Annotated in this window: 15 protein-coding genes; 6 read left to right on the top strand and 9 right to left on the bottom strand. The window is 71.7% G+C overall.

Annotation, left to right across the window (positions count from 1 at the left end; genetic code table 11):
- Positions 1–54: 54 nt before the first annotated feature.
- On the top strand, positions 55–1,782 hold the full coding sequence (locus OHA91_RS23145) for an LCP family protein (protein ID WP_031150921.1): 1,728 nt from the start codon (positions 55–57) through the stop codon (positions 1,780–1,782).
- Between the two features lie 55 nt (positions 1,783–1,837).
- Positions 1,838–3,550, top strand: coding sequence for an LCP family protein (locus OHA91_RS23140; RefSeq protein ID WP_078959282.1), 1,713 nt, complete (start codon positions 1,838–1,840; stop codon positions 3,548–3,550).
- 73 nt (positions 3,551–3,623) lie between these two features.
- On the opposite strand, the gene OHA91_RS23135 is transcribed toward OHA91_RS23140, so the two are convergent.
- Positions 3,624–4,649, bottom strand: coding sequence for a glycosyltransferase family 2 protein (locus OHA91_RS23135; RefSeq protein WP_031150917.1), 1,026 nt, complete (start codon positions 4,647–4,649; stop codon positions 3,624–3,626).
- A 181-nt stretch (positions 4,650–4,830) separates the two neighbouring features.
- Here OHA91_RS23135 and OHA91_RS23130 point away from each other — a divergent pair, with 181 nt between their 5' ends.
- Positions 4,831–6,336 (top strand): LCP family protein, encoded by a 1,506-nt coding sequence (locus tag OHA91_RS23130; RefSeq protein ID WP_456293584.1) that lies wholly within the window; start codon positions 4,831–4,833, stop codon positions 6,334–6,336.
- Positions 6,337–6,374: 38 nt separating this feature from the next.
- On the opposite strand, the gene OHA91_RS23125 is transcribed toward OHA91_RS23130, so the two are convergent.
- Positions 6,375–6,911, bottom strand: coding sequence for an acyl-CoA thioesterase (locus tag OHA91_RS23125; protein WP_031150913.1), 537 nt, complete (start codon positions 6,909–6,911; stop codon positions 6,375–6,377).
- A 106-nt stretch (positions 6,912–7,017) separates the two neighbouring features.
- Between OHA91_RS23125 and OHA91_RS23120 the strand changes: the two genes are divergently transcribed.
- Entirely contained in the window at positions 7,018–8,340 is a 1,323-nt protein-coding gene (locus OHA91_RS23120) for an LCP family protein (RefSeq protein WP_078959281.1), read from the top strand.
- 55 nt (positions 8,341–8,395) lie between these two features.
- Here OHA91_RS23120 and manB read toward each other — a convergent pair whose 3' ends face one another.
- Entirely contained in the window at positions 8,396–9,478 is a 1,083-nt protein-coding gene (gene manB / locus OHA91_RS23115; protein WP_328739929.1) for a mannose-1-phosphate guanylyltransferase, read from the bottom strand.
- A gap of 350 nt (positions 9,479–9,828) precedes the next feature.
- On the bottom strand, positions 9,829–10,986 hold the full coding sequence (locus tag OHA91_RS23110) for an acyl-CoA dehydrogenase family protein (RefSeq protein ID WP_031150907.1): 1,158 nt from the start codon (positions 10,984–10,986) through the stop codon (positions 9,829–9,831).
- A 202-nt stretch (positions 10,987–11,188) separates the two neighbouring features.
- Between OHA91_RS23110 and OHA91_RS23105 the strand changes: the two genes are divergently transcribed.
- Complete coding sequence (locus tag OHA91_RS23105) at positions 11,189–12,532, top strand: UDP-glucose dehydrogenase family protein (RefSeq protein WP_031150906.1); 1,344 nt, start codon at positions 11,189–11,191, stop codon at positions 12,530–12,532.
- A gap of 60 nt (positions 12,533–12,592) precedes the next feature.
- Here OHA91_RS23105 and OHA91_RS23100 read toward each other — a convergent pair whose 3' ends face one another.
- The 4 genes from OHA91_RS23100 to OHA91_RS23085 form a co-directional block, all read right to left on the bottom strand.
- Entirely contained in the window at positions 12,593–13,672 is a 1,080-nt protein-coding gene (locus tag OHA91_RS23100; RefSeq protein WP_031150904.1) for a membrane dipeptidase, read from the bottom strand.
- Positions 13,673–13,825: 153 nt separating this feature from the next.
- On the bottom strand, positions 13,826–15,004 hold the full coding sequence (locus tag OHA91_RS23095; RefSeq protein WP_031150902.1) for a dipeptidase: 1,179 nt from the start codon (positions 15,002–15,004) through the stop codon (positions 13,826–13,828).
- Positions 15,001–15,537, bottom strand: a complete 537-nt coding sequence (gene purE, locus OHA91_RS23090; protein WP_031150900.1) for a 5-(carboxyamino)imidazole ribonucleotide mutase — start codon at positions 15,535–15,537, stop codon at positions 15,001–15,003. Before purE ends, OHA91_RS23095 begins: the two co-directional genes overlap by 4 nt.
- Positions 15,534–16,805: a 5-(carboxyamino)imidazole ribonucleotide synthase gene (locus tag OHA91_RS23085; RefSeq protein ID WP_381700763.1), complete on the bottom strand. Its 1,272-nt coding sequence runs from the start codon at positions 16,803–16,805 to the stop codon at positions 15,534–15,536. Before OHA91_RS23085 ends, purE begins: the two co-directional genes overlap by 4 nt.
- 66 nt (positions 16,806–16,871) lie before the next feature.
- On the opposite strand from OHA91_RS23085, the gene OHA91_RS23080 reads away from it, so the two are divergent.
- Positions 16,872–17,414 (top strand): GtrA family protein, encoded by a 543-nt coding sequence (locus tag OHA91_RS23080; protein ID WP_031150896.1) that lies wholly within the window; start codon positions 16,872–16,874, stop codon positions 17,412–17,414.
- Here OHA91_RS23080 and OHA91_RS23075 read toward each other — a convergent pair.
- On the bottom strand, positions 17,411–18,676 hold the full coding sequence (locus OHA91_RS23075) for an ATP-binding protein (protein WP_031150894.1): 1,266 nt from the start codon (positions 18,674–18,676) through the stop codon (positions 17,411–17,413). The genes OHA91_RS23080 and OHA91_RS23075 overlap by 4 nt on opposite strands.
- Positions 18,677–18,683 lie beyond the last annotated feature (7 nt).

The following is an 18,683-nucleotide window of genomic DNA, read 5'->3' as shown; positions in this document are numbered from 1 at the left end:
CGTGCGCCTTGGGGAGGCGCGTCGCGAGGCACCCGACGGAGGATTCGAGCAACCGTGGATGCGCAAAGCCGTGGGCGGGCGGAAGAGATCGACCCCGCAGACCAGTGGGTGCTCAATCCCCGCACCGGCCACTACGAGCTGCAATTGAACGACTCCGCAGCGCGAGAGCGGCCCAAGGTCGCCGCGCCCCGCAGATCTTCGGCGGCACCCGCAGCTCCCACCGCACCCTCCCCCGGCGTGCCGGGGCCCCGCCGCGGCGACGCCCCGCCCGGGGGCCGCAGGGGCGGCCGCTCGCGCAAGGGCGGCGGCGGTGGCGGACGCCGCAAGAAGGCCCTGCTGATCACCAGCGGGACGCTGGCACTCCTGCTGGTCGGCGGCGCCGCGGCGGCGTACCTCTACTACGACCACCTGAACGGCAACCTCAGCGTCACCGACATCGCGGGCGCGGGCACCGGCGGGTTCAAGAAGGACCAGGCCATCAACATCCTGGTCATCGGCACCGACAAGCGCAGCGGTGCGGGCAACGAGGGCTACGGCGACAAGGACAGCGTCGGCCACGCCGACACCACGATCCTGTTCCACATCGCCAAGGACCGCTCCAACGCCACCGCGCTGTCCATCCCCCGCGACCTGATCACCACCATCCCGGACTGCCCGACGAAGCAGCCGGACGGCACCACGAAGACGGTCCGCGGCGCGAAGGGCGTGCGCTTCAACACCAGCCTGGGCCAGGAGGGCCGCGACGCGGGCTGCACCATGCGCACGGTGAAGGAGCTCACCGGCATAGAGGTCGACAACTTCATGATGGTCGACTTCAACGCGGTGAAGACCCTCAGCACCGCGGTCGGCGGCGTGCCCGTGTGCCTGGAGAAGGCCGTCGACGACGAGGACTCCAAGCTCAAGCTCCCCCAGGGCGAGCACCGGCTGGAGGGCGAGCAGGCGCTGGCCTTCGTACGCACCCGGCACGCCTTCGGCAACGAGAGCGACCTGGACCGCATCAAGACCCAGCAGCAGTTCCTGGGTTCGATGATGCGCGAGATGAAGTCCAAGGAGACGCTGACCAGTCCGAAGAAGTTCTTCTCGCTCGCCGAGGCGGCCACCAAGTCGCTGACGGTGGACCAGGGCCTGGGCTCCATCGACAAACTCACCGACCTCGCGGGCGAGTTGAAGGACATCGACCTCAAGAACATCACCTTCACCACCCTGCCGGTGCTCGACAACCCGGCCGAGAAGGTCAAGGCGACCGTCGTGGTCGACCAGCGGCTGGCCGACCCGTTGTTGCAGATGATCCGGGGGGACGTCTCGCTCACGGAGGTCGAGAAGAAGGAGCAGGCCGCGAAGGAGGCGGCCGACGCCGACGCGAAGGCCAAGCAGGACGCGCTGCTCCAGGGCAACCGGGCACCCGCTGGGGACGTACGGGTGGCCGTCTACAACGGCGGCGGGCCCAAGGGCGCCGCCTCCACCACGCTGGGCTGGCTGCAGAACACCAAGGGGATGTCCAAGGCCAGCAACCAGGGCAACGCACCGTCGAAGGTGGACGCCACCCAGCTGGAGTACGCGCCCAACCAGGCCGACCAGGCCCGTGCGCTGGCGGACGCCCTGGGGCTGCCGGTCACCGCGCTGAAGATGGGGACGACGGACGCGGCGGCGAAGGCCCCGATGAAGCTGACTCTGGGTCCGGACTTCCAGAAGCCGGGCACCCCGCTGGCGCCGCCGGTGCCGCAGGAGCTGCCCAAGGACGTCCAGCAGGCCCAGGCCGACAAGGCCGTCTGCGCCAAGTAGCGGCACGTGTCCGGTCACCCCGGCACACCAACGACCGAGAAGGACCTTGAGGGGGATGCGCGTGAGGCACAGCGACGTGCGGGAGGAGGGGGCGAGCGCCCAGGCCGACGGGGAGATACCCGGCGGCGGGGCGGGCGCGCCCGGCACGGTGCCCGGCCCGCGGGGCGGTTCGAGGTCGGCCCGCAGGACCGGCGGCGCCCGCCCTCCCAGGCGGGGCCGCAGGCGCGTACTGCGCTGGGTCTCCTCCGTCCTGTCCCTGCTCATACTCGGGACGGCGGCGGCCGGCTACCTCTACTACCGGCACCTGAACGGCAGCATCCAGACGGACGCGCTGAACCTCGGCGAGAACAAACTGGGCGGTTCCAAGCCCAACGCCTTCGGGCAGACCCCGCTGAACATCCTGCTGATCGGTTCCGACGCGCGCAACGACGCGGAGAACCAGGCCCTCGGCGGGGCCACGGACACCTTCGACGGCCCGCCGCTCGCGGACGTCCAGATGCTGCTGCACCTGTCGGCGGACCGCAGCAACATGTCCGTGGTCTCGATGCCGCGCGACACGATGCTGATGATGCCCAAGTGCACCGAGCCGGGCGGCAAGGTGCACCCGGCCAGCAAGGGCCTCGTCCAGACGAACGAGTCGATCCAGCGCGGCGGACCCGGCTGCACGGTCGCCGCCTGGTCCGAGCTGACCAAGATCCCCATCGATCACTTCATGATGATCGACTTCAAGGGCGTGGTCCGGATGGCCGACGCCATCGGCGGCGTCCCGGTCTGCGTCGAGCAGAACGTGCACTCCCGCACCCGGGACGGCAAGGGCTCCGGCCTGAAGCTGCCCAAGGGCACGAGCGTCATCCAGGGCGAGACGGCCCTGCAGTGGCTGCGAACCCGCTACGGCTTCGAGGACGGCACCGACATCGGCCGCACCCACGCCCAGCACCAGTACATGAACTCGATGGCCCGGGAGTTCCGCAAGAACGCCAAGCTCAGCAACCCGGTCAAGCTCAACAGCCTGGCCCAGGCGGCGATCGAGGCCATGGTCGTGGACACCGGCCTGAACAAGATCGACAAGCTGTTCGACCTCAGCATGGAGCTGAAGAAGGTCCCGCCGGGCCGGATCACCATGACCACCATGCCGTGGATCTACAGCACCAAGCCCGGCCTGGACGGTCGTGTCGAGCCCAAGCCGGGCGAGGCCGAGGACCTGTTCAGGATGGTCCGTGAGGACATCGCCCTGGACGGCCAGGGTTCGGCCTCCCCGGCGGCCTCCGCGACCCCGGGGGCACCGGCCTCGCCGTCCGCCCCGGCCCAGCAGCAGCCGACCACGGCCCCGACGGCCGCCGCCACGGCCGCACCCCCCGCGAAGATCGCGGTCACCGTCCGCAACTCGACCGGGGGCAAGGACGGCACCGAGGCCAAGGTGAAGGGCCGCGCCAGCGAGGTCGCCGCGCTGCTGACCGGCAAGGGCTTCACCAAGGTCGTCGCCGACACCCAGACGGGCGCCGAGGACACCTCGGTGATCCGCTACGCCACCGACGCCCAGGCGGCCGACGCGGCCGCCGTGGCCACCGCCCTCGGTCTGCCCGCAGGCTCGGTGCAGAAGTCCGACCAGGTCGCCGGGATCGTCGTGTTCGTCGGCAAGGACTGGCGGACCGGCGGCACGCCGACCCCGCCGCCGGCCGCCCCGACCAAGGCGCCGGACTCCGCCCACGCGCTCAACGGCGACAACGACCAGGCCTGCATGCCGATCCAGCCCGGCTTCACCTGGTAGCAGGCGCACGAAAGGGGCCCGGCCCGGAGACTGCGATCGAACGCAGCTTCCGCGCCGGGCCCCTTCGTACGTCTCAGACCTGCGGGACGCCGGGCACCACGGCCGGGCGGCGGCTCGCGATGAGCTTGTTCGCCAGGGCGCGCGGGCTGGTCAGGAAGCCGAAGCCCCAGGACAGGTGCATGGTCGCCAGGGCGACGGGGATCTGCGCCCGGGCCTTCAACGACAGCCCCTTGCCCGCCGGGACGGAACCCGCGGCGATGGCCGCGAGGTAGCCGGCCGGGACGGCGAAGCCCAGCGGGGTGACGGTCGCGCCCACGACCACGCCCGCGGCGATCGCGCAGACGAGGGTCGGCGGGGCCAGGTAGCGCATGTTGATCGAGCCCGAGTGGTAGCGGGCCACCACGTGCCGCCACCGGCCGTAGTCCTTGTACTGCTTGGCCAGCGCCTTGACGGAGCGCCGCGGGCGGTACTGGACCTTCAGCTCGGGCGAGAACCAGATCAGTCCGCCGGCTTCGCGGATGCGGAAGTTCAGCTCCCAGTCCTGGGCGCGGATGAACTCCTCGTTGTATCCGCCCTGCTGTTCCAGCGCCTCGCGGCGGAAGACGCCGAGGTAGACGGTCTCGGCCGGGCCGGCCTGGCCGCCGGTGTGGAAGGGGGCGTTGCCGACGCCGATCTTGGAGGTCATCGCGGCGGCGACGGCCTCTTCCCAGGCGTTCTCGCCTTCGGCGTGCATGATCCCGCCGACGTTCTGCGCACCGGTCTCCTCCAGCAGGCGGACGGCGGTGGCGATGTAGTTCGGCGAGAGCATGCCGTGGCCGTCGACGCGTACCACGATCGGGTGACGCGAGGCCTTGATGGCGGCGTTGAGCGCCGCCGGGGTCCGGCCGGTGGGGTTCGGGACGGTATGGACTCGGGGATCCTCGGCGACGAGTTCGGCGGCGATCTCGTCGGTACGGTCCGTGGACGGCCCGAGTGCGATCACCACCTCCATCTCGCCCGCATACTCCTGTTCCAGGATGTGGCGGACGGACTCGCGGAGGTAGTGCTCCTCATCGAGCACCGGCATGATCACCGAGACTGCGGGCTGCTGGGCGGGCATGTGGTCCTTCAAGGTCGGGTATCGGTGTCACGTTACCGCGTACGGGGGAACCGGGTGCGCGCCGAGTGATCGGTACGGACAGCGGCTGATCGTATGGGCCTACTGTTCTGTCGAATCAGCCGGCTGCGCTGCATGAGGGCCGGCCCCGTCCTTCGACCGGTATCCCTGTGCTCCCGCGGAGGTGTCCCCCGTGCCCCAGCCGCACCGTCCCATCCGTCCGACCGGGCCGCCCCGGCCGCAGCGCGTGCGGCGCGGCGGCGGAGGCGGACCGGCCCGGCACCGGGAGGGGCGGCCCCGCTGGGGGGTGCGGATCGCGGCCGGGCTGTCGGTGGCGGTGCTGGGCTCCGGGGCCATCGGGCACGCCGTGATGACCGGCCTGGACACAGGGATCGAGCGGGTGGACCCGTTCAAGGACATGAAGAACCGCCCGCAGGCCGGACACGGCATCAACTTCCTGCTCGTGGGCACGGACGGCCGGGAGAAGATCAGCCCCGAGGAGAAGCGGGAGTACCGCCTGGGCGGGGCGCCCTGCCGCTGCACGGACACGATCATGCTGGTGCACCTGTCGGCGGACAAGGAGCGGGCGAGCGTCGTCAGCCTGCCCCGCGACAGCTACGCCGAGGTGCCCGCGCACCGCGACCTCGTCACCGGGAAGGCGCACAAGGCGCACCCCGTGAAACTGAACGCGGCCTACGCGGAGGGCGGGCCCAACCTCACCGTGCGGACGGTCGAGAACATGACCCGGGTGAAGATCGACCACTATCTGGAGGTCGACTTCACCAGCTTCATGAAGACGGTCGACGCGATGGGCGGGGTGGAGATCTGCACCGCCAAGACCATGCGCGACCCGAACACCGGCCTCGATCTGCTGCCCGGCACCCACCGGCTGACCGGCGGCCAGGCCCTGCAGTACGTGCGCTCGCGCCACGTCGACGGCGCCTCCGACCTCGGCCGCATGCAGCGCCAGCAGCGGTTCGTCGCCGCCCTGATCAAGCAGGCGACCGGCGGCGGAGTACTGCTGAACCCCGTCAAGTTCAAGGAGCTCAGTTCCACCCTGCTCGGCTCGGTCCGCGCCGACAAGGGCTTCGGCTCGGAGCAGATGCTGGCGCTCGGTCAGGCGATGCGGGACTTCACCCCCTCCTCCTCCGAGTTCGCCTCGGTGCCCATCGGCAGCCCCTCGTTCCGCGTCAAGGGCATCGGGTCCACCGTGAAGTGGGACGAGCCGAAGGCGGCCAAGCTCTTCGAGGCGCTGCGCGAGGACCGCCCGCTGGCCCCGGCCCGGCCCGGGAGGGCCGCCGCCGGCCGGCCCACGGCGGTGCCGGTGGACGTGCCCCCCGCGCAGGTCCGGATCCAGGTGGAGAACGGGACCCGGATCGACGGGCTGGGCGGGCGCGTCGACTCCGCGCTGCGCGCCACGGGTTTCGACACCACGCGGGCCCCGGGCAACGGCGCGAGCCGCGACGTCAAGCGCACGGTGATCACGTACGACCCGCGCTGGGACCGCTCCGCGCGGTCGGTGGCGACCGCGCTGCCCGGCAGTGAGCTGCGGGCGGTCGCGGGGCAGGGTCGGACCGTCACGGTGATCGCGGGCGCCGACTACCGCAAGGTGGTGCCGGTGCGCGCGGAGGACCCGTACCAGGGCGCCTTCGGGGTCGTCAGCGGCGACCAGGTGGTCTGCGGGAACTGAGGCCCGTACGAGCCGTACGGGCCCCTGTGCGGGCCGACTCAGTCGTCGAAGCCCTGGGCGGCGCGCTCCTCGCGCAGGGCCATGATGGCCTGGCGGCGGGCGAGCCGGTGGGTGCGGCGGATCTGGGCCTCCTGGTAGCGCCGCTCGTCCTGCTCCGTCTCCGGGAGCACCGGCGGGACCTGGCGGGGCTTGCCCTCGGAGTCCACCGCGGTGAAGACGAGGTAGGCGCTGCCGACCTGGGTGGCGGGGGTGGACTCGTTCCACCGCTCGGCGAGGACGCGTACGCCGATCTCCATGGAGGAGCGACCGGTCCAGTTGCACTGTGCCTTCACGTGCACGAGGTCGCCCACGCGCACGGGTGCGAGGAAGGCCATCTCGTCCATGGAGGCGGTGACGGCCGCACCGCCGGAGTGACGGCCCGCCACGGCGCCGGCGGCGTCGTCGACCAGCTTCATGATGACGCCACCGTGCACCGTTCCCAGGAGGTTGGTGTCGTTGGCGGTCATGATGTGGCTGAGGGTCGTCCGGGAGGCGGCGGTCGGCTTCCCGGGCAGCTCGCCCGGTATCTGTGTCATACGGACACCTTAGTTGGGTCCCGGAGGCATCAGCTCTGCAACAGCACCGGTACGGAACCTCCCCCGGGCTGTCGGAGGCACCGCCCGGGCAGGCATCCTTGGGCGCATGAATGACTGGCCAGAAGGTCGTGACGACGCCTACGGACGCGGCAGCGCGCGTCCGCAGCCCGAAGGTGTGCAGCGGATGCGGCACATCCAGCGGCAGCCCCAGCAGCCGCCGCGGCCCCCGCAGCCCGTGCAGCCCCCGCGGCCGCAACGCCCGGCGGGGCCCGTGCCCGCGCCCGGCGTCCCCCCGCAGCAGGCGGGCGGCCACGACACCTACGGCGGTTACGACAGCGGCTACAACACCGGCCAGGTCTACGGCGCGCCCTCGGGCGGCGCCCCGGGCCGGCCTCAGGGTCCCGGCGGGCCGTCGGGCCCCGGCGGCCCCGGGCGGGCGCCCGGTCCGGCCCCGGACTGGCGCAAGCGCATCAAGGTCGGCTCGATCGTCCTGGTCTCCGCGCTCCTTGTGACGTCCGTCTCCACCTACTTCTGGGCCGACTCCAAGGTGCGCCGCGAGGTGGACCTCTCCAAGGTCATCGAACGGCCGAAGGAGGGCGACTGCACGACGTACCTGATCGTGGGCTCGGACAGCCGTGAGGGCATGTCCGACGAGGAGAAGAAGAAGCTCCACACGGGCTCGGCCGAGGGCAAGCGGACCGACTCGATGATGATCCTGGCGAAGTGCTCCAGCGGGAACACCATGATCTCGCTGCCGCGCGACTCGGACGTGGAGATCCCCTCCTTCGTCGGCTCCCAGTCCGGCAAGAAGTTCCCCGCGCAGGGGCGGCGGGTCAAGCTGAACGCGGCGTACGCGGAGGACGGCCCCGAGCTGCTGGTGCGGACGGTCGAGCACAACACGGGCCTGCGCATCGACCACTACGCGGAGATCGGCTTCGCCGGCTTCGCGAACATCGTGGACGCGCTGGGCGGCGTGGAGCTCGACATCGAAGAGGGCTTCAAGGACGAGAAGTCGGGCGCCGACTTCAAGGCGGGCAAGCAGACGCTGAACGGCGAGCAGTCGCTGGCCTTCGTGCGGACCCGGTACGCCTTCGCCGAGTCGGACCTCCAGCGGACGAAGAACCAGCAGAAGTTCCTGGCGGCGCTCGCCAACCAGGCCGCTACCCCCTCGACGATCCTGAACCCCTTCGCGCTCTACCCGATGCTCGGTGCCGGCCTGGACACCCTCATCGTCGACAAGGACATGGGCCTGTACGACATGGGCCAGATGTTCTTCGCGATGAAGGGCGTCAACGGTGGTGACGGCGTGTCGATGAACATGCCGATCTCCGGGCAGCGCGGCGGCAACCTCGTCTGGGACAAGGCGAAGGTGCAGCAGCTGGTGAAGGAGATCCAGAACGACGAGAAGGTCACCGTCCGCGGCAACTGACCGCGGCGGCGGCCTCCCCGCCCCCCGCGGCCTCCCCGCCTCCCCGGACCGGGATTCAGGCGTCCGGGGAGAAGCGGATGACGGCGGCGGGCAGTTCCGCCTCGCACCACACCCGGGCGCCGGCCCGCAGTTCGTTGTCGGCGCCCACGGAGGCGCCGTCGCCGACGACGGTGCCGTCCAGCACGGTCCGCGCGCCCACGGAGGCGCGGGCGCCGATCAGGCTGGCGTTCACCTGCGCGTCGGGGCCGATGACCGCGTCGTCGAGCACGATGGAGCCCTGGACGACCGCGCCGGCCTCGATCCGGGCGCCGGCGCCGACGACGGTGCCGCCCGACAGCTTGGCCCCGGCGGCGACCTGCGCACCGGGCAGCACCAGGGACTCGCCCCGGCGGCCCGGTACGGCCGGGGAGGGGACGACGCCGCGGACGAGGTCGGCGGAGGCCTGGATGATGGACTCGGGCTTGCCGAGGTCCATCCAGTAGGTGTTCTCGGTGACTCCGTGCAGCGTGGCCCCGGAGGCGAGCAGGCCCGGGAAGGTCTCGCGCTCGACGGAGACCGGGCGGCCGGCCGGGATGGAGTCGATGACGCTGCGGCGGAAGACGTAGCAGCCGGCGTTGATCTGGTCGGTGATGATCTCTTCGGGTGTCTGCGGCTTCTCGGTGAAGGCCAGCACCCGCCCGTCGGGGTCGGTGGGGACGAGGCCGAAGGCGCGCGGGTCCTCGACCCGCACCAGGTGCAGGGAGACGTCGGCGTCGGCCGCCTCGTGGGCCTCCACGAGGCCGCGGATGTCCAGGCCCGTGAGGATGTCGCCGTTGAAGACGAGGACGGAGGAGTCGGGGCCGCCGGTCAGGCGCTGCCCGGCGTTGCGGATGGCGCCGCCGGTCCCGAGGGGCTCGTCCTCGACCACGTACTCCAGACTGAGGCCGAAGTCGGAACCGTCCCCGAAGTAGGGCTCGAAGACCTCGGCGAGGTAGCAGGTGGCCATGACGATGTGCGTGACACCGGCGGCGGCGGCCCTGGCTATCTGGTGGGCGAGGAACGGGACGCCAGCCGTGGGGACCATCGGCTTGGGCGTGTTCACCGTCACGGGACGCAGCCGTGTCCCCTGTCCGCCGACCAGCAGGATCGCTTCCGTCATTGCGTTCTCCCCAACCGATTCCGGCGTACGAAGGTCCAAATTTAGCCCATCCGGGGACGCCCGGAGGCCGGTGCCGGATGTGTCGACCGGCGCGCGCACCGTACGGGTACTGCGCTCGGTATGTCATGAAATGACCGGGCGTTCGCGCTACCAGGAGGCGAACGGGGCGGCGTGGCCGGGCAGTTGCCGCCCGGGGCGCCGGAGGCCCCGCCTGCCGCCCCCGTCCCGTACCGGGACGAACCCGGCGGCCGCACGCCGGGCCGGCGGTCCGCTGTCGGCGGATCTCTTACAGGACGACCCCCGGCCGGGGCCGGGGGTCGTCCTGGTTCGCGCAGGCCGGAGCCTTGCGGCTACGGCAGGTTGCGGGCCATGACGATCCGCTGGACCTGGTTCGTGCCCTCGTAGATCTGCGTGATCTTGGCGTCGCGCATCATGCGCTCGACCGGGTAGTCGCGGGTGTAGCCGTAGCCGCCGAGGAGCTGGACGGCGTCCGTGGTGACCTCCATGGCCACGTCGGAGGCGAAGCACTTGGCCGCGGCACCGAAGAAGGTCAGGTCGCCGTCGACGCGCTCGGACTTGGCGGCGGCCGAGTACGTGAGCTGGCGGGCGGCCTCGATCTTCATGGCCATGTCCGCGAGCATGAACTGCACGCCCTGGAAGTCGCCGATCGGCTTGCCGAACTGCTTGCGCTCCTGGACGTAGCCCTTGGCGTAGTCCAGGGCGCCCTGCGCGATGCCGAGCGCCTGGGCGGCGATCGTGATGCGGGTGTGGTCGAGGGTCTTCATCGCGGTGGCGAAGCCGGTGCCCTCGGCGCCGATCATGCGGTCGGCCGGGATCCGGACGTTGTCGAGGTAGACCTCGCGCGTCGGGGAGCCCTTGATGCCGAGCTTCTTCTCCGGGGCGCCGAAGGAGACGCCCTCGTCGGACTTCTCGACGACGAAGGCGCTGATGCCCTTGGAGCGCTTCTCCGGGTCGGTGACGGCCATGACCGTGTAGTACTCGGAGACGCCCGCGTTGGTGATCCAGCGCTTGACGCCGTTGAGCACCCAGAAGTCCCCGTCGCGCACGGCGCGGGTCTTCATGCCGGCGGCGTCGGAGCCCGCGTCCGGCTCGGAGAGGGCGTACGAGAACATCGCGTCGCCCTTGGCGAGCGGGCCGAGGTACTTGGCCTTGAGCTCCTCGGAGCCGGAGAGGATCACCGGGAGGGAGCCGAGCTTGTTCACGGCCGGGATCAGGGAGGAGGAGGCGCAGACGCGGGCCACTTCCTCGATCACGATCACGGTGGCGAGGGCGTCGGCGCCCGCACCGCCGTAGATCTCGGGCACGTGGACGGCGTGCAGGTCGTTGGCGACCAGCGCGTCCAGGGCCTCCTGCGGGAAGCGGGACTCCTCGTCGACCGCGGCTGCGAACGGCAGGATCTTCGCCTCGGCGAGCGAGCGGACCGACTCGCGGAGCATGTCGTGCTCCTCGGCCGGGCGGTACAGGTCGAAGTCGGCAGAACCCGCCAAGATCTCTCACTCCCCAGGGTGACACGCGATACGTGATGCTAACTACCGTTAAGTAACCCAAGCTTAGTGTCCCGGTCACGGATGGCGATATGGACGGGCCACGTGAGCTGCGTGACAGAGACGGTGCTCCTGGGGAACGTCCCCGCGTGTCGGCCCGACTATGCTCAGTGGCCGCAAACGGCCCCGCACCTCTGGAGCACCCATGGCCCCCCTCAGGATCACTGTGATCGGCACCGGCTACCTCGGCGCGACCCACGCCGCGGCGATGGCGGAGCTGGGCTTCGAGGTGCTGGGGCTGGACGTGGTGCCCGAGAAGATCGAGATGCTGGCCGCGGGCCGGGTGCCGATGTACGAGCCCGGGCTGGAGGAACTGCTGGCCAAGCACGTGGCCGGGCTGCCGGGCTCGACCGGGCGGCTGCGGTTCACGACCTCCTACGAGGAGGTCGGCGCCTTCGGCGACGTCCACTTCGTCTGCGTGAACACCCCGCAGAAGCACGGCGAGTACGCCTGCGACATGTCCTACGTCGACTCCGCGATGGCCTCGCTGGCCCCGCACCTGACGCGGCCGGTCCTGGTCGTCGGCAAGTCCACGGTGCCGGTGGGCTCGGCGCAGCGGCTGGCGGAGAAGCTGGTGGAGCTGTCCCCGGCGGGCGACGGCGTGGAGCTGGCCTGGAATCCGGAGTTCCTGCGGGAGGGCTTCGCCGTGCAGGACACCCTGCACCCCGACCGGATCGTGATCGGCGTCCAGGGCGAGCGCGGCGAGAAGCTGCTGCGCGAGGTGTACGAGACCCCCATGTCCGAGGGGTCGCCGCTGGTCGTCACGGACTTCCCGACGTCCGAGCTCGTCAAGACCGCAGCCAATTCCTTCCTCGCCACCAAGATCTCCTTCATCAACGCGATGGCGGAGGTCTGCGAGGCCGCCGGCGGTGACGTGGTCAAGCTGGCGGAGGCCATCGGCTACGACGAGCGGATCGGCGCGAAGTTCCTGCGCGCCGGGATCGGCTTCGGCGGCGGCTGCCTGCCGAAGGACATCCGGGCCTTCATGGCGCGCGCGGGCGAGCTCGGCGCGGACCAGGCCCTGACCTTCCTGCGCGAGGTCGACTCCATCAACATGCGGCGGCGCGGGCACATGGTCGAGCTCGCCCGCGAGGCCGTGGGCGGGTCCTTCCTCGGCAAGCGGGTCGCCGTGCTCGGCGCCACCTTCAAGCCGGACTCGGACGACGTACGGGACTCGCCCGCCCTGAACGTGGCGGGCCAGATCCACCTCCAGGGCGGCCAGGTGACCGTCTACGACCCCAAGGGCATGGACAACGCCCGGCAGGTCTTCCCGACCCTCGGGTACGCGGACTCCGCGCTCGCGGCGGCCCGCGGCGCGGAGGTGGTCCTCCACCTCACCGAGTGGCGCGAGTTCCGCGACCTCGACCCGGCGGAGCTCGCCTCCGTCGTGACCGACCGGCTCGTACTGGACGGCCGCAACGCGCTGGACCCGGTGCGGTGGCGTGCCGCCGGCTGGACGTACCGGGCGATGGGGCGGCCCCGGGCCTGACCCCTGCGGAGGGCTCGGCAAAGGCGAAAGGACCCGGGGCTCCGCCCCGGACCCTGCGCCTCAAGCGCCGGCGGGGCTGGACCGGCGGCGGGCGGTGAATTCTGCGTCGCGGACCACGCGGAGGGCGTTGCCCCAGGTCAGCAGGGCCAGGTCGGATTCGGGCCAGCCGCGGTCCAGGAGTTCCGCGATCAGCCGCGGGTAGCCCGAGGGGTCGGTCAGGCCGGTCGGGCGGGGGCCCGGCGGCTCGGCGCCGAAGGTCGCGCCGAGTCCGACGCCCTCCGGGCCCGCGACCGCCCGTACGTGGTCGAGGTGGTCCGCCACCGCGTGCAGGGAGTCCCCGGTGCGCGCGCTGTCGAAGGTGACCATCGCGAGGCCGTTCGCCTCGCGCAGCGCGACCAGCACCTCGTCGGGCACGTTCCCCGGATGCGGGTTCAGCGCGGCGGCCGCCGTGTTCGAGATGATCACCGGGGCCTTCGAGGCGCCCGCGAGCTGGCGGGCGACCGCCGGCTCGCAGCCCGTGAGGTCCAGCAGGATCGCCAGCCGGTTCGCCTCGTGCACCACCTCGTGGCCGAAGGCCGTCAGCGCCTCCTGCGCCCAGGGCGCGCCCGCGGGCGCGAGGACCCGTACGCCGAGCGCGTGGAAGGCGCGCAGCGCGCCCAGCGAATCGGTCAGCGTCCGGCCCGGTACGGGGCCGAGGAACGAGGCGATCCGGCCGCGGTTGCGGGCGTCCGCCATGTCGTCGGCGCTGAGCGCGAGGCGCAGGCTGTCGGGATAGCGGCGGACCAGGGTCAGTGCCGCGTCGATCTGTTCCAGGGTGTCGGAAACCACCCGGTCGCCGGCCGCGTCCTCGTGGGGCCGGGCCTGCGGCGGCACGAGCAGGGACCAGAACTGGGCCCCCACTCCCCCGGCGCGCAGGCGCGGGATGTCGGTGTCGACGCCCGCGTCGGGGGTTTCGATGTCGTGGTACGGGCTCTGGCGCAGGGTCCAGACCAGGGTGTTGCACCCGTCGGCGACGGGGTGGACGGACAGCAGCGCGGCGGCCCGTTCGAGGGCGCTCGCCTTCGTCTCGGGTCCGGCGGGGGCCTGGAGGTCCGGGGCCCCGATGCCCACGGAGTGGGGTTCATCCTGCAGGTCGGCCATGGCGTTCGCTCCGGTCTCGGCGGCAGCAGGGAGAGCTGGTGCCACCGTGACACGCGGTGCGGCGCAGCCGCCCGGCAGGTGTGGCGTTCGAGTGAACCGCGGTCACACCGCGTCACCACACCCGCCGGACCAGCGCTTCCGCCGTGCCCGCCCCTAGATCACCGCGTTCGACGGGCCCCGGGTCGCCGACAGGTCGCGGGCCACCGCTTCCGCGTCGCGCAGCGCGCGGACCGCGTTGGACCAGGTCAGCTTGGCCAGGTCCGCCTTGGACCAGCCGCGCGCCAGGAGTTCCGCGACCAGGTTCGGATAGCCCGCCACGTCGTCCAGGCCGGACGGGGTGAAGGCCGTGCCGTCGTAGTCGCCGCCGATGCCGATGTGGTCGACCCCGGCCACTTCCCGCATGTGGTCCAGGTGGTCGGCCACCGTGGCGGCCGTGGCCACCGGCCGCGGGCGGTCCGCCTCGAACGCCCGGTGCAGGGCCATCGCCTCGGGGGTGGTGTCGAGGTGGTGGAAGCCGTGCGCCCGCAGGTTCTCGTCCGCGGCAAGGGTCCATTCCACCGCCGCCGGCAGGATGAACTTCGGGACGAAGGTCGCCATCGCCACCCCGCCGTTGGCCGGCAGCAGCGCCAGCACGTCGTCGGGGATGTTGCGCGGGTGGTCGCAGACCGCTCGCGCCGAGGAGTGCGAGAAGACCACCGGCGCGGCCGAGACGGCGATGGCGTCCCGCATCGTCGTCGCGGCGACGTGCGAGAGGTCCACCAGCATGCCGACGCGGTTCATCTCGCGGACGACCTCGCGGCCGAAGTCGGTCAGGCCGCCGTGGCGGGGCTCGTCGGTCGCCGAGTCCGCCCAGTCGATGTTGTCGTTGTGCGTGAGCGTCATGTACCGCACGCCCAGCCGGTGCAGGGCGCGCAGCGTGGCGAGCGAGTTGTTGATGGAGTGGCCGCCCTCGGCACCCATCAGCGAGGCGATCCGGCCGGTGGCGCGGGCCTGCTCCATGTCGTCCGCCGTCAGCGCCCGCACGAGGTCGCCGGGGTAGCGGTCGATCAGCTGGGCGACGGCGTCGATCTGCTCCAGGGTGGCGCTGACCGCCTCGTCGCCCGCGAAGTCGGAGCGTACGTACACGGACCAGAACTGGGCCCCGACACCCCCGGCGCGCAGCCGGGGGATGTCGGTGTGCAGGTGTGCGGACTGGTCGCCCGCGATGTCCCGCTGCGCCAGGTCGTAGCGCACCTGCTGGCGCAGCGCCCAGGGCAGGTCGTTGTGACCGTCCACGACGGGGTGCTCGGCCAGTAGCTCGCGCGCCTCCGCCAGACGCTGCGCCGCGCTCACTTGCCGAACCCGAAGGACTCCGCGTTCGCGACCTTCGTACGCAGCCGCTTGCCCTTCTCGGTGGCCTGGTCGTTGAGCTCCTGCTGGAAGTCGCGCATCCGGGCCAGCAGCTCCGTGTCGTGGGCGGCCAGCATCCGTACGGCCAGCAGGCCGGCGTTGCGCGCCCCGGCGACCGAGACGGTGGCGACGGGGACCCCCGCCGGCATCTGGACGATCGACATCAGGGAGTCCATGCCGTCGAGGTACTTCAGCGGCACCGGCACGCCGATGACCGGCAGCGGGGTGACCGAGGCGAGCATGCCGGGCAGGTGGGCGGCTCCGCCCGCGCCCGCGATGATCGCCTTCAGGCCGCGCCCGGCGGCCTGCTCCCCGTACTCGATCATCTCGCGCGGCATCCGGTGGGCGGAGACGACGTCGACCTCGTAGGGGATCTCGAACTCGTCGAGGGCCTGGGCGGCGGCCTCCATCACGGGCCAGTCCGAGTCGGACCCCATGACGATGCCGATGACAGGTCCTGCGGCGGTGGTGCTCATTCCGTGACCGTTCCTCTGAGGTAGTCGGCGGCGTGGCGTGCGCGCTCCAGCACATCGTCCAGGTCGTCGCCGTAGGTGTTGACGTGGCCGACCTTGCGACCGTGTTTCACGTCCTTGCCGTACATGTGGATCTTCAGCTGGGGGTCGTGGGCCATGCAGTGCAGGTAGGCCGCGTACATGTCGGGGTAGTCCCCGCCCAGCACGTTCGCCATGACGGTCCACCTGGCGCGGGGGCGCGGGTCGCCCAGCGGAAGGTCCAGGACCGCACGCACGTGGTTGGCGAACTGGGAGGTCACGGCCCCGTCCTGGGTCCAGTGACCGCTGTTGTGCGGACGCATCGCCAGTTCGTTGACGAGGATCCGGCCGTCGGTGGTCTCGAACAGCTCCACGGCCAGGTGGCCGGTCACGCCGAGTTCCTGCGCGATGCGCAGGGCGAGGGCCTGGGCCTCGCCCCCCAGCTCCTCGGAGAGGTCCGGGGCGGGAGCGATCACCGTGTCGCAGACCCCGTCCACCTGGCGGGACTCGACGACGGGGTAGGCGACCGCCTGCCCGTGCGGGGAGCGGACGATGTTCGCCGCGAGCTCGCGGACGAAGTCCACCTTCTCCTCGGCGAGGACCGGGACGCCCGCCTTGAACGGGGCCTCGGCGTCCTGCGGGGTGCGGACGAACCACACCCCCTTGCCGTCGTAGCCGCCGCGTACGGTCTTGAGGATGACGGGGAACCCGCCCACCTCGTCCGCGAAGGCGGTCACGTCGTCCGGATCGCTCACGATCCGGTGGCGGGGGCTGGGTGCGCCGATCTCGTCGAGCTTGGCGCGCATCACCCCCTTGTCCTGGGCGTGTACCAACGCGTCGGGCCCCGGGCGGACGGGGATGCCGTCCGCTTCCAGGGCCCGCAGGTGCTCCGTGGGTACATGCTCGTGGTCGAAGGTGATCACGTCACAGCCGCGCGCGAAGGCGCGCAACGTCTCCAGGTCGCGATAGTCGCCGATGACGACATCGCTCACGACCTGGGCCGCCGAGTCCTGTGGTGTGTCACTGAGGAGCTTGAATCTGATGCCGAGGGGGATACCCGCCTCGTGGGTCATGCGGGCGAGCTGACCGCCGCCGACCATGCCGACTACCGGGAACGTCACCTCTCCAGGGTATCCGCCGGTATTCCGCCATCCGGACGTGGCCCTGGGAGGGGTGTGGCGCGATCCCCCGGTGTGCCGTGCGTCGCAGGGTGCCGGAAGGCACAGACGGAGCACAGGGGGGAGACTTAGCATGGGTGGGTTGACGGACAACACCGGACGCCCCGTACGGGGGCGGCGACCGACGGGACTGGCCTACTGATGACCACGCAGGGCGGATCGGTCCTCGAACGCGTACGCGGCCTCGTGCGCGAGGTGGCCAAGTTCGGGGCGGTCGGCGGCCTGGGGGTCCTGGTCAACCTGGGTGTCTTCAACCTGATCCGCCACACCACCGATCTCCAGGTGGTGCGGGCGAGCGTGATCGCCACGGTTGTGGCCATCGCCACGAACTACCTCGGCTTCCGCTACTTCGCCTACCGGGACCGCGCCCAGAGCGGCCGTACCCGCGAGATGGCCCTCTTCGCCGGCTTCAGCGCGATCGGCCTGGTCATCGAGAACGGCGTGCTGTACACCGCCACCTACGGCTTCGGCTGGGACGGCCCGCTGGCGAGCAACGTCTTCAAGTTCATCGGCATCGGCACGGCCACCGTCTTCCGCTTCTGGTCGTACCGGACCTGGGTCTTCAAGGCCCTGCCGCCGGTCGCCCCGCCCGCGGCCACCGAACCGGTGCCGGACCCGGCGCCGCTGCCCCGGCCGGAGCGCAGGCCCGAGCCGCTGCCCGAGCCGGAGCCCGCGAACAACTAGCGGACCGTCTTCTCCCGGTCCGCCGGCTCCGGGGCCGTACGGCTGAGGAACAGCGCGAACACCGGGGGCTGCGTCTGGAGCAGCTCCAGACGGCCGCCGTCCGCCTCCGCGAGGTCGCGGGCGACCGCGAGGCCGATGCCGGTGGAGTTCCGGCCGCTGATGGCCCGCTCGAAGATCCGGTTGCCGAGGTCGGGCGGGACGCCCGGTCCCTCGTCCGTGACCTCCAGCACCGCCTGGTTGCCGATCACCCGGGTGCGCAGGGCGACGGTGCCGCCGCCGTGCATGAGGGCGTTCTCCACGAGGGTGGCCAGGACCTGGGAGACCGCGCCGGGGGTGCCGACGGCCCGTACCCCCTGCTTCCCGGAGCGCACGATGGCCCGGCCCGCGCTGCGGTAGGCCGGCCGCCACTCCTCCACCTGCTGTTTGACGACCTCGTCGAGGTCGAAGGGGACCGCGGAGCCCGTGCGCGGGTCCCGCGAGTTCGTGAGCAGTCGCTGCACGACGTCCGTGAGCCGCTCCACCTGGGTCAGGGCGATCGTCGCCTCCTCCCGCACGGTCTCCAGGTCGTCGGTGACCGTGATCTCCTCCAGCCGCATCGACAGCGCCGTGAGCGGGGTGCGCAGCTGGTGGGAGGCGTCGGCGGCGAGGCGCCGCTCGGCGGTGAGCATCCGGCCGATCCGCTCGGCGCTGGAGTCCAGCACGTCCGCGACCCGGTCCAGCTCGGGAACCCCGTACCGCTTGTGCCGGGGCCGCGGGTCGCCCGAGCCGAGCCGCTCGGCGGTCTCGGCGAGGTCGGTGAGCGGGGAGGCCAGCCGGTTCGCCTGCCGTACGGCGAGCAGTACGGCCGCCACGACGGCCAGCAGGGCCACCGCGCCGACCACGGCCAGGGTCCGCACGACCTCCCTGGTCACGGTGGAGCGGGCCTCCTCCACGACGACGATTTCGCCCTGCTCGCCGCGCGCGGTGCCGCGTACGACGCTGTCGGGGATCGACGCGCCCACCTCGACGGCCGGCTGACCGGGGATCGTGATCCGCGCGTAGTGCCCGGCGTCGAGCAGTTCGGCGAGGGCGGAGGGGTCGGTCGGCTTCTTCTCCAGGACGTTCGCCTCGACGACGCTCACCAGCCGCAGCGCCTCGGACTCGACCCGGTCCTGGGCGCTGCTGGTGATGGTCCGGGTCTCCACGATGACGAGGGAGACCCCGAAGACGGCGATCACCACGAGCACCACGGCGAGCGTGGACTGGATGAGGCGGCGGCGCATGGGCTGG

The organism is Streptomyces erythrochromogenes (assembly GCF_036170895.1).
Lineage (GTDB): Bacteria > Actinomycetota > Actinomycetes > Streptomycetales > Streptomycetaceae > Streptomyces > Streptomyces erythrochromogenes.
This window is presented reverse-complemented; position numbering and strand designations above follow the sequence as displayed.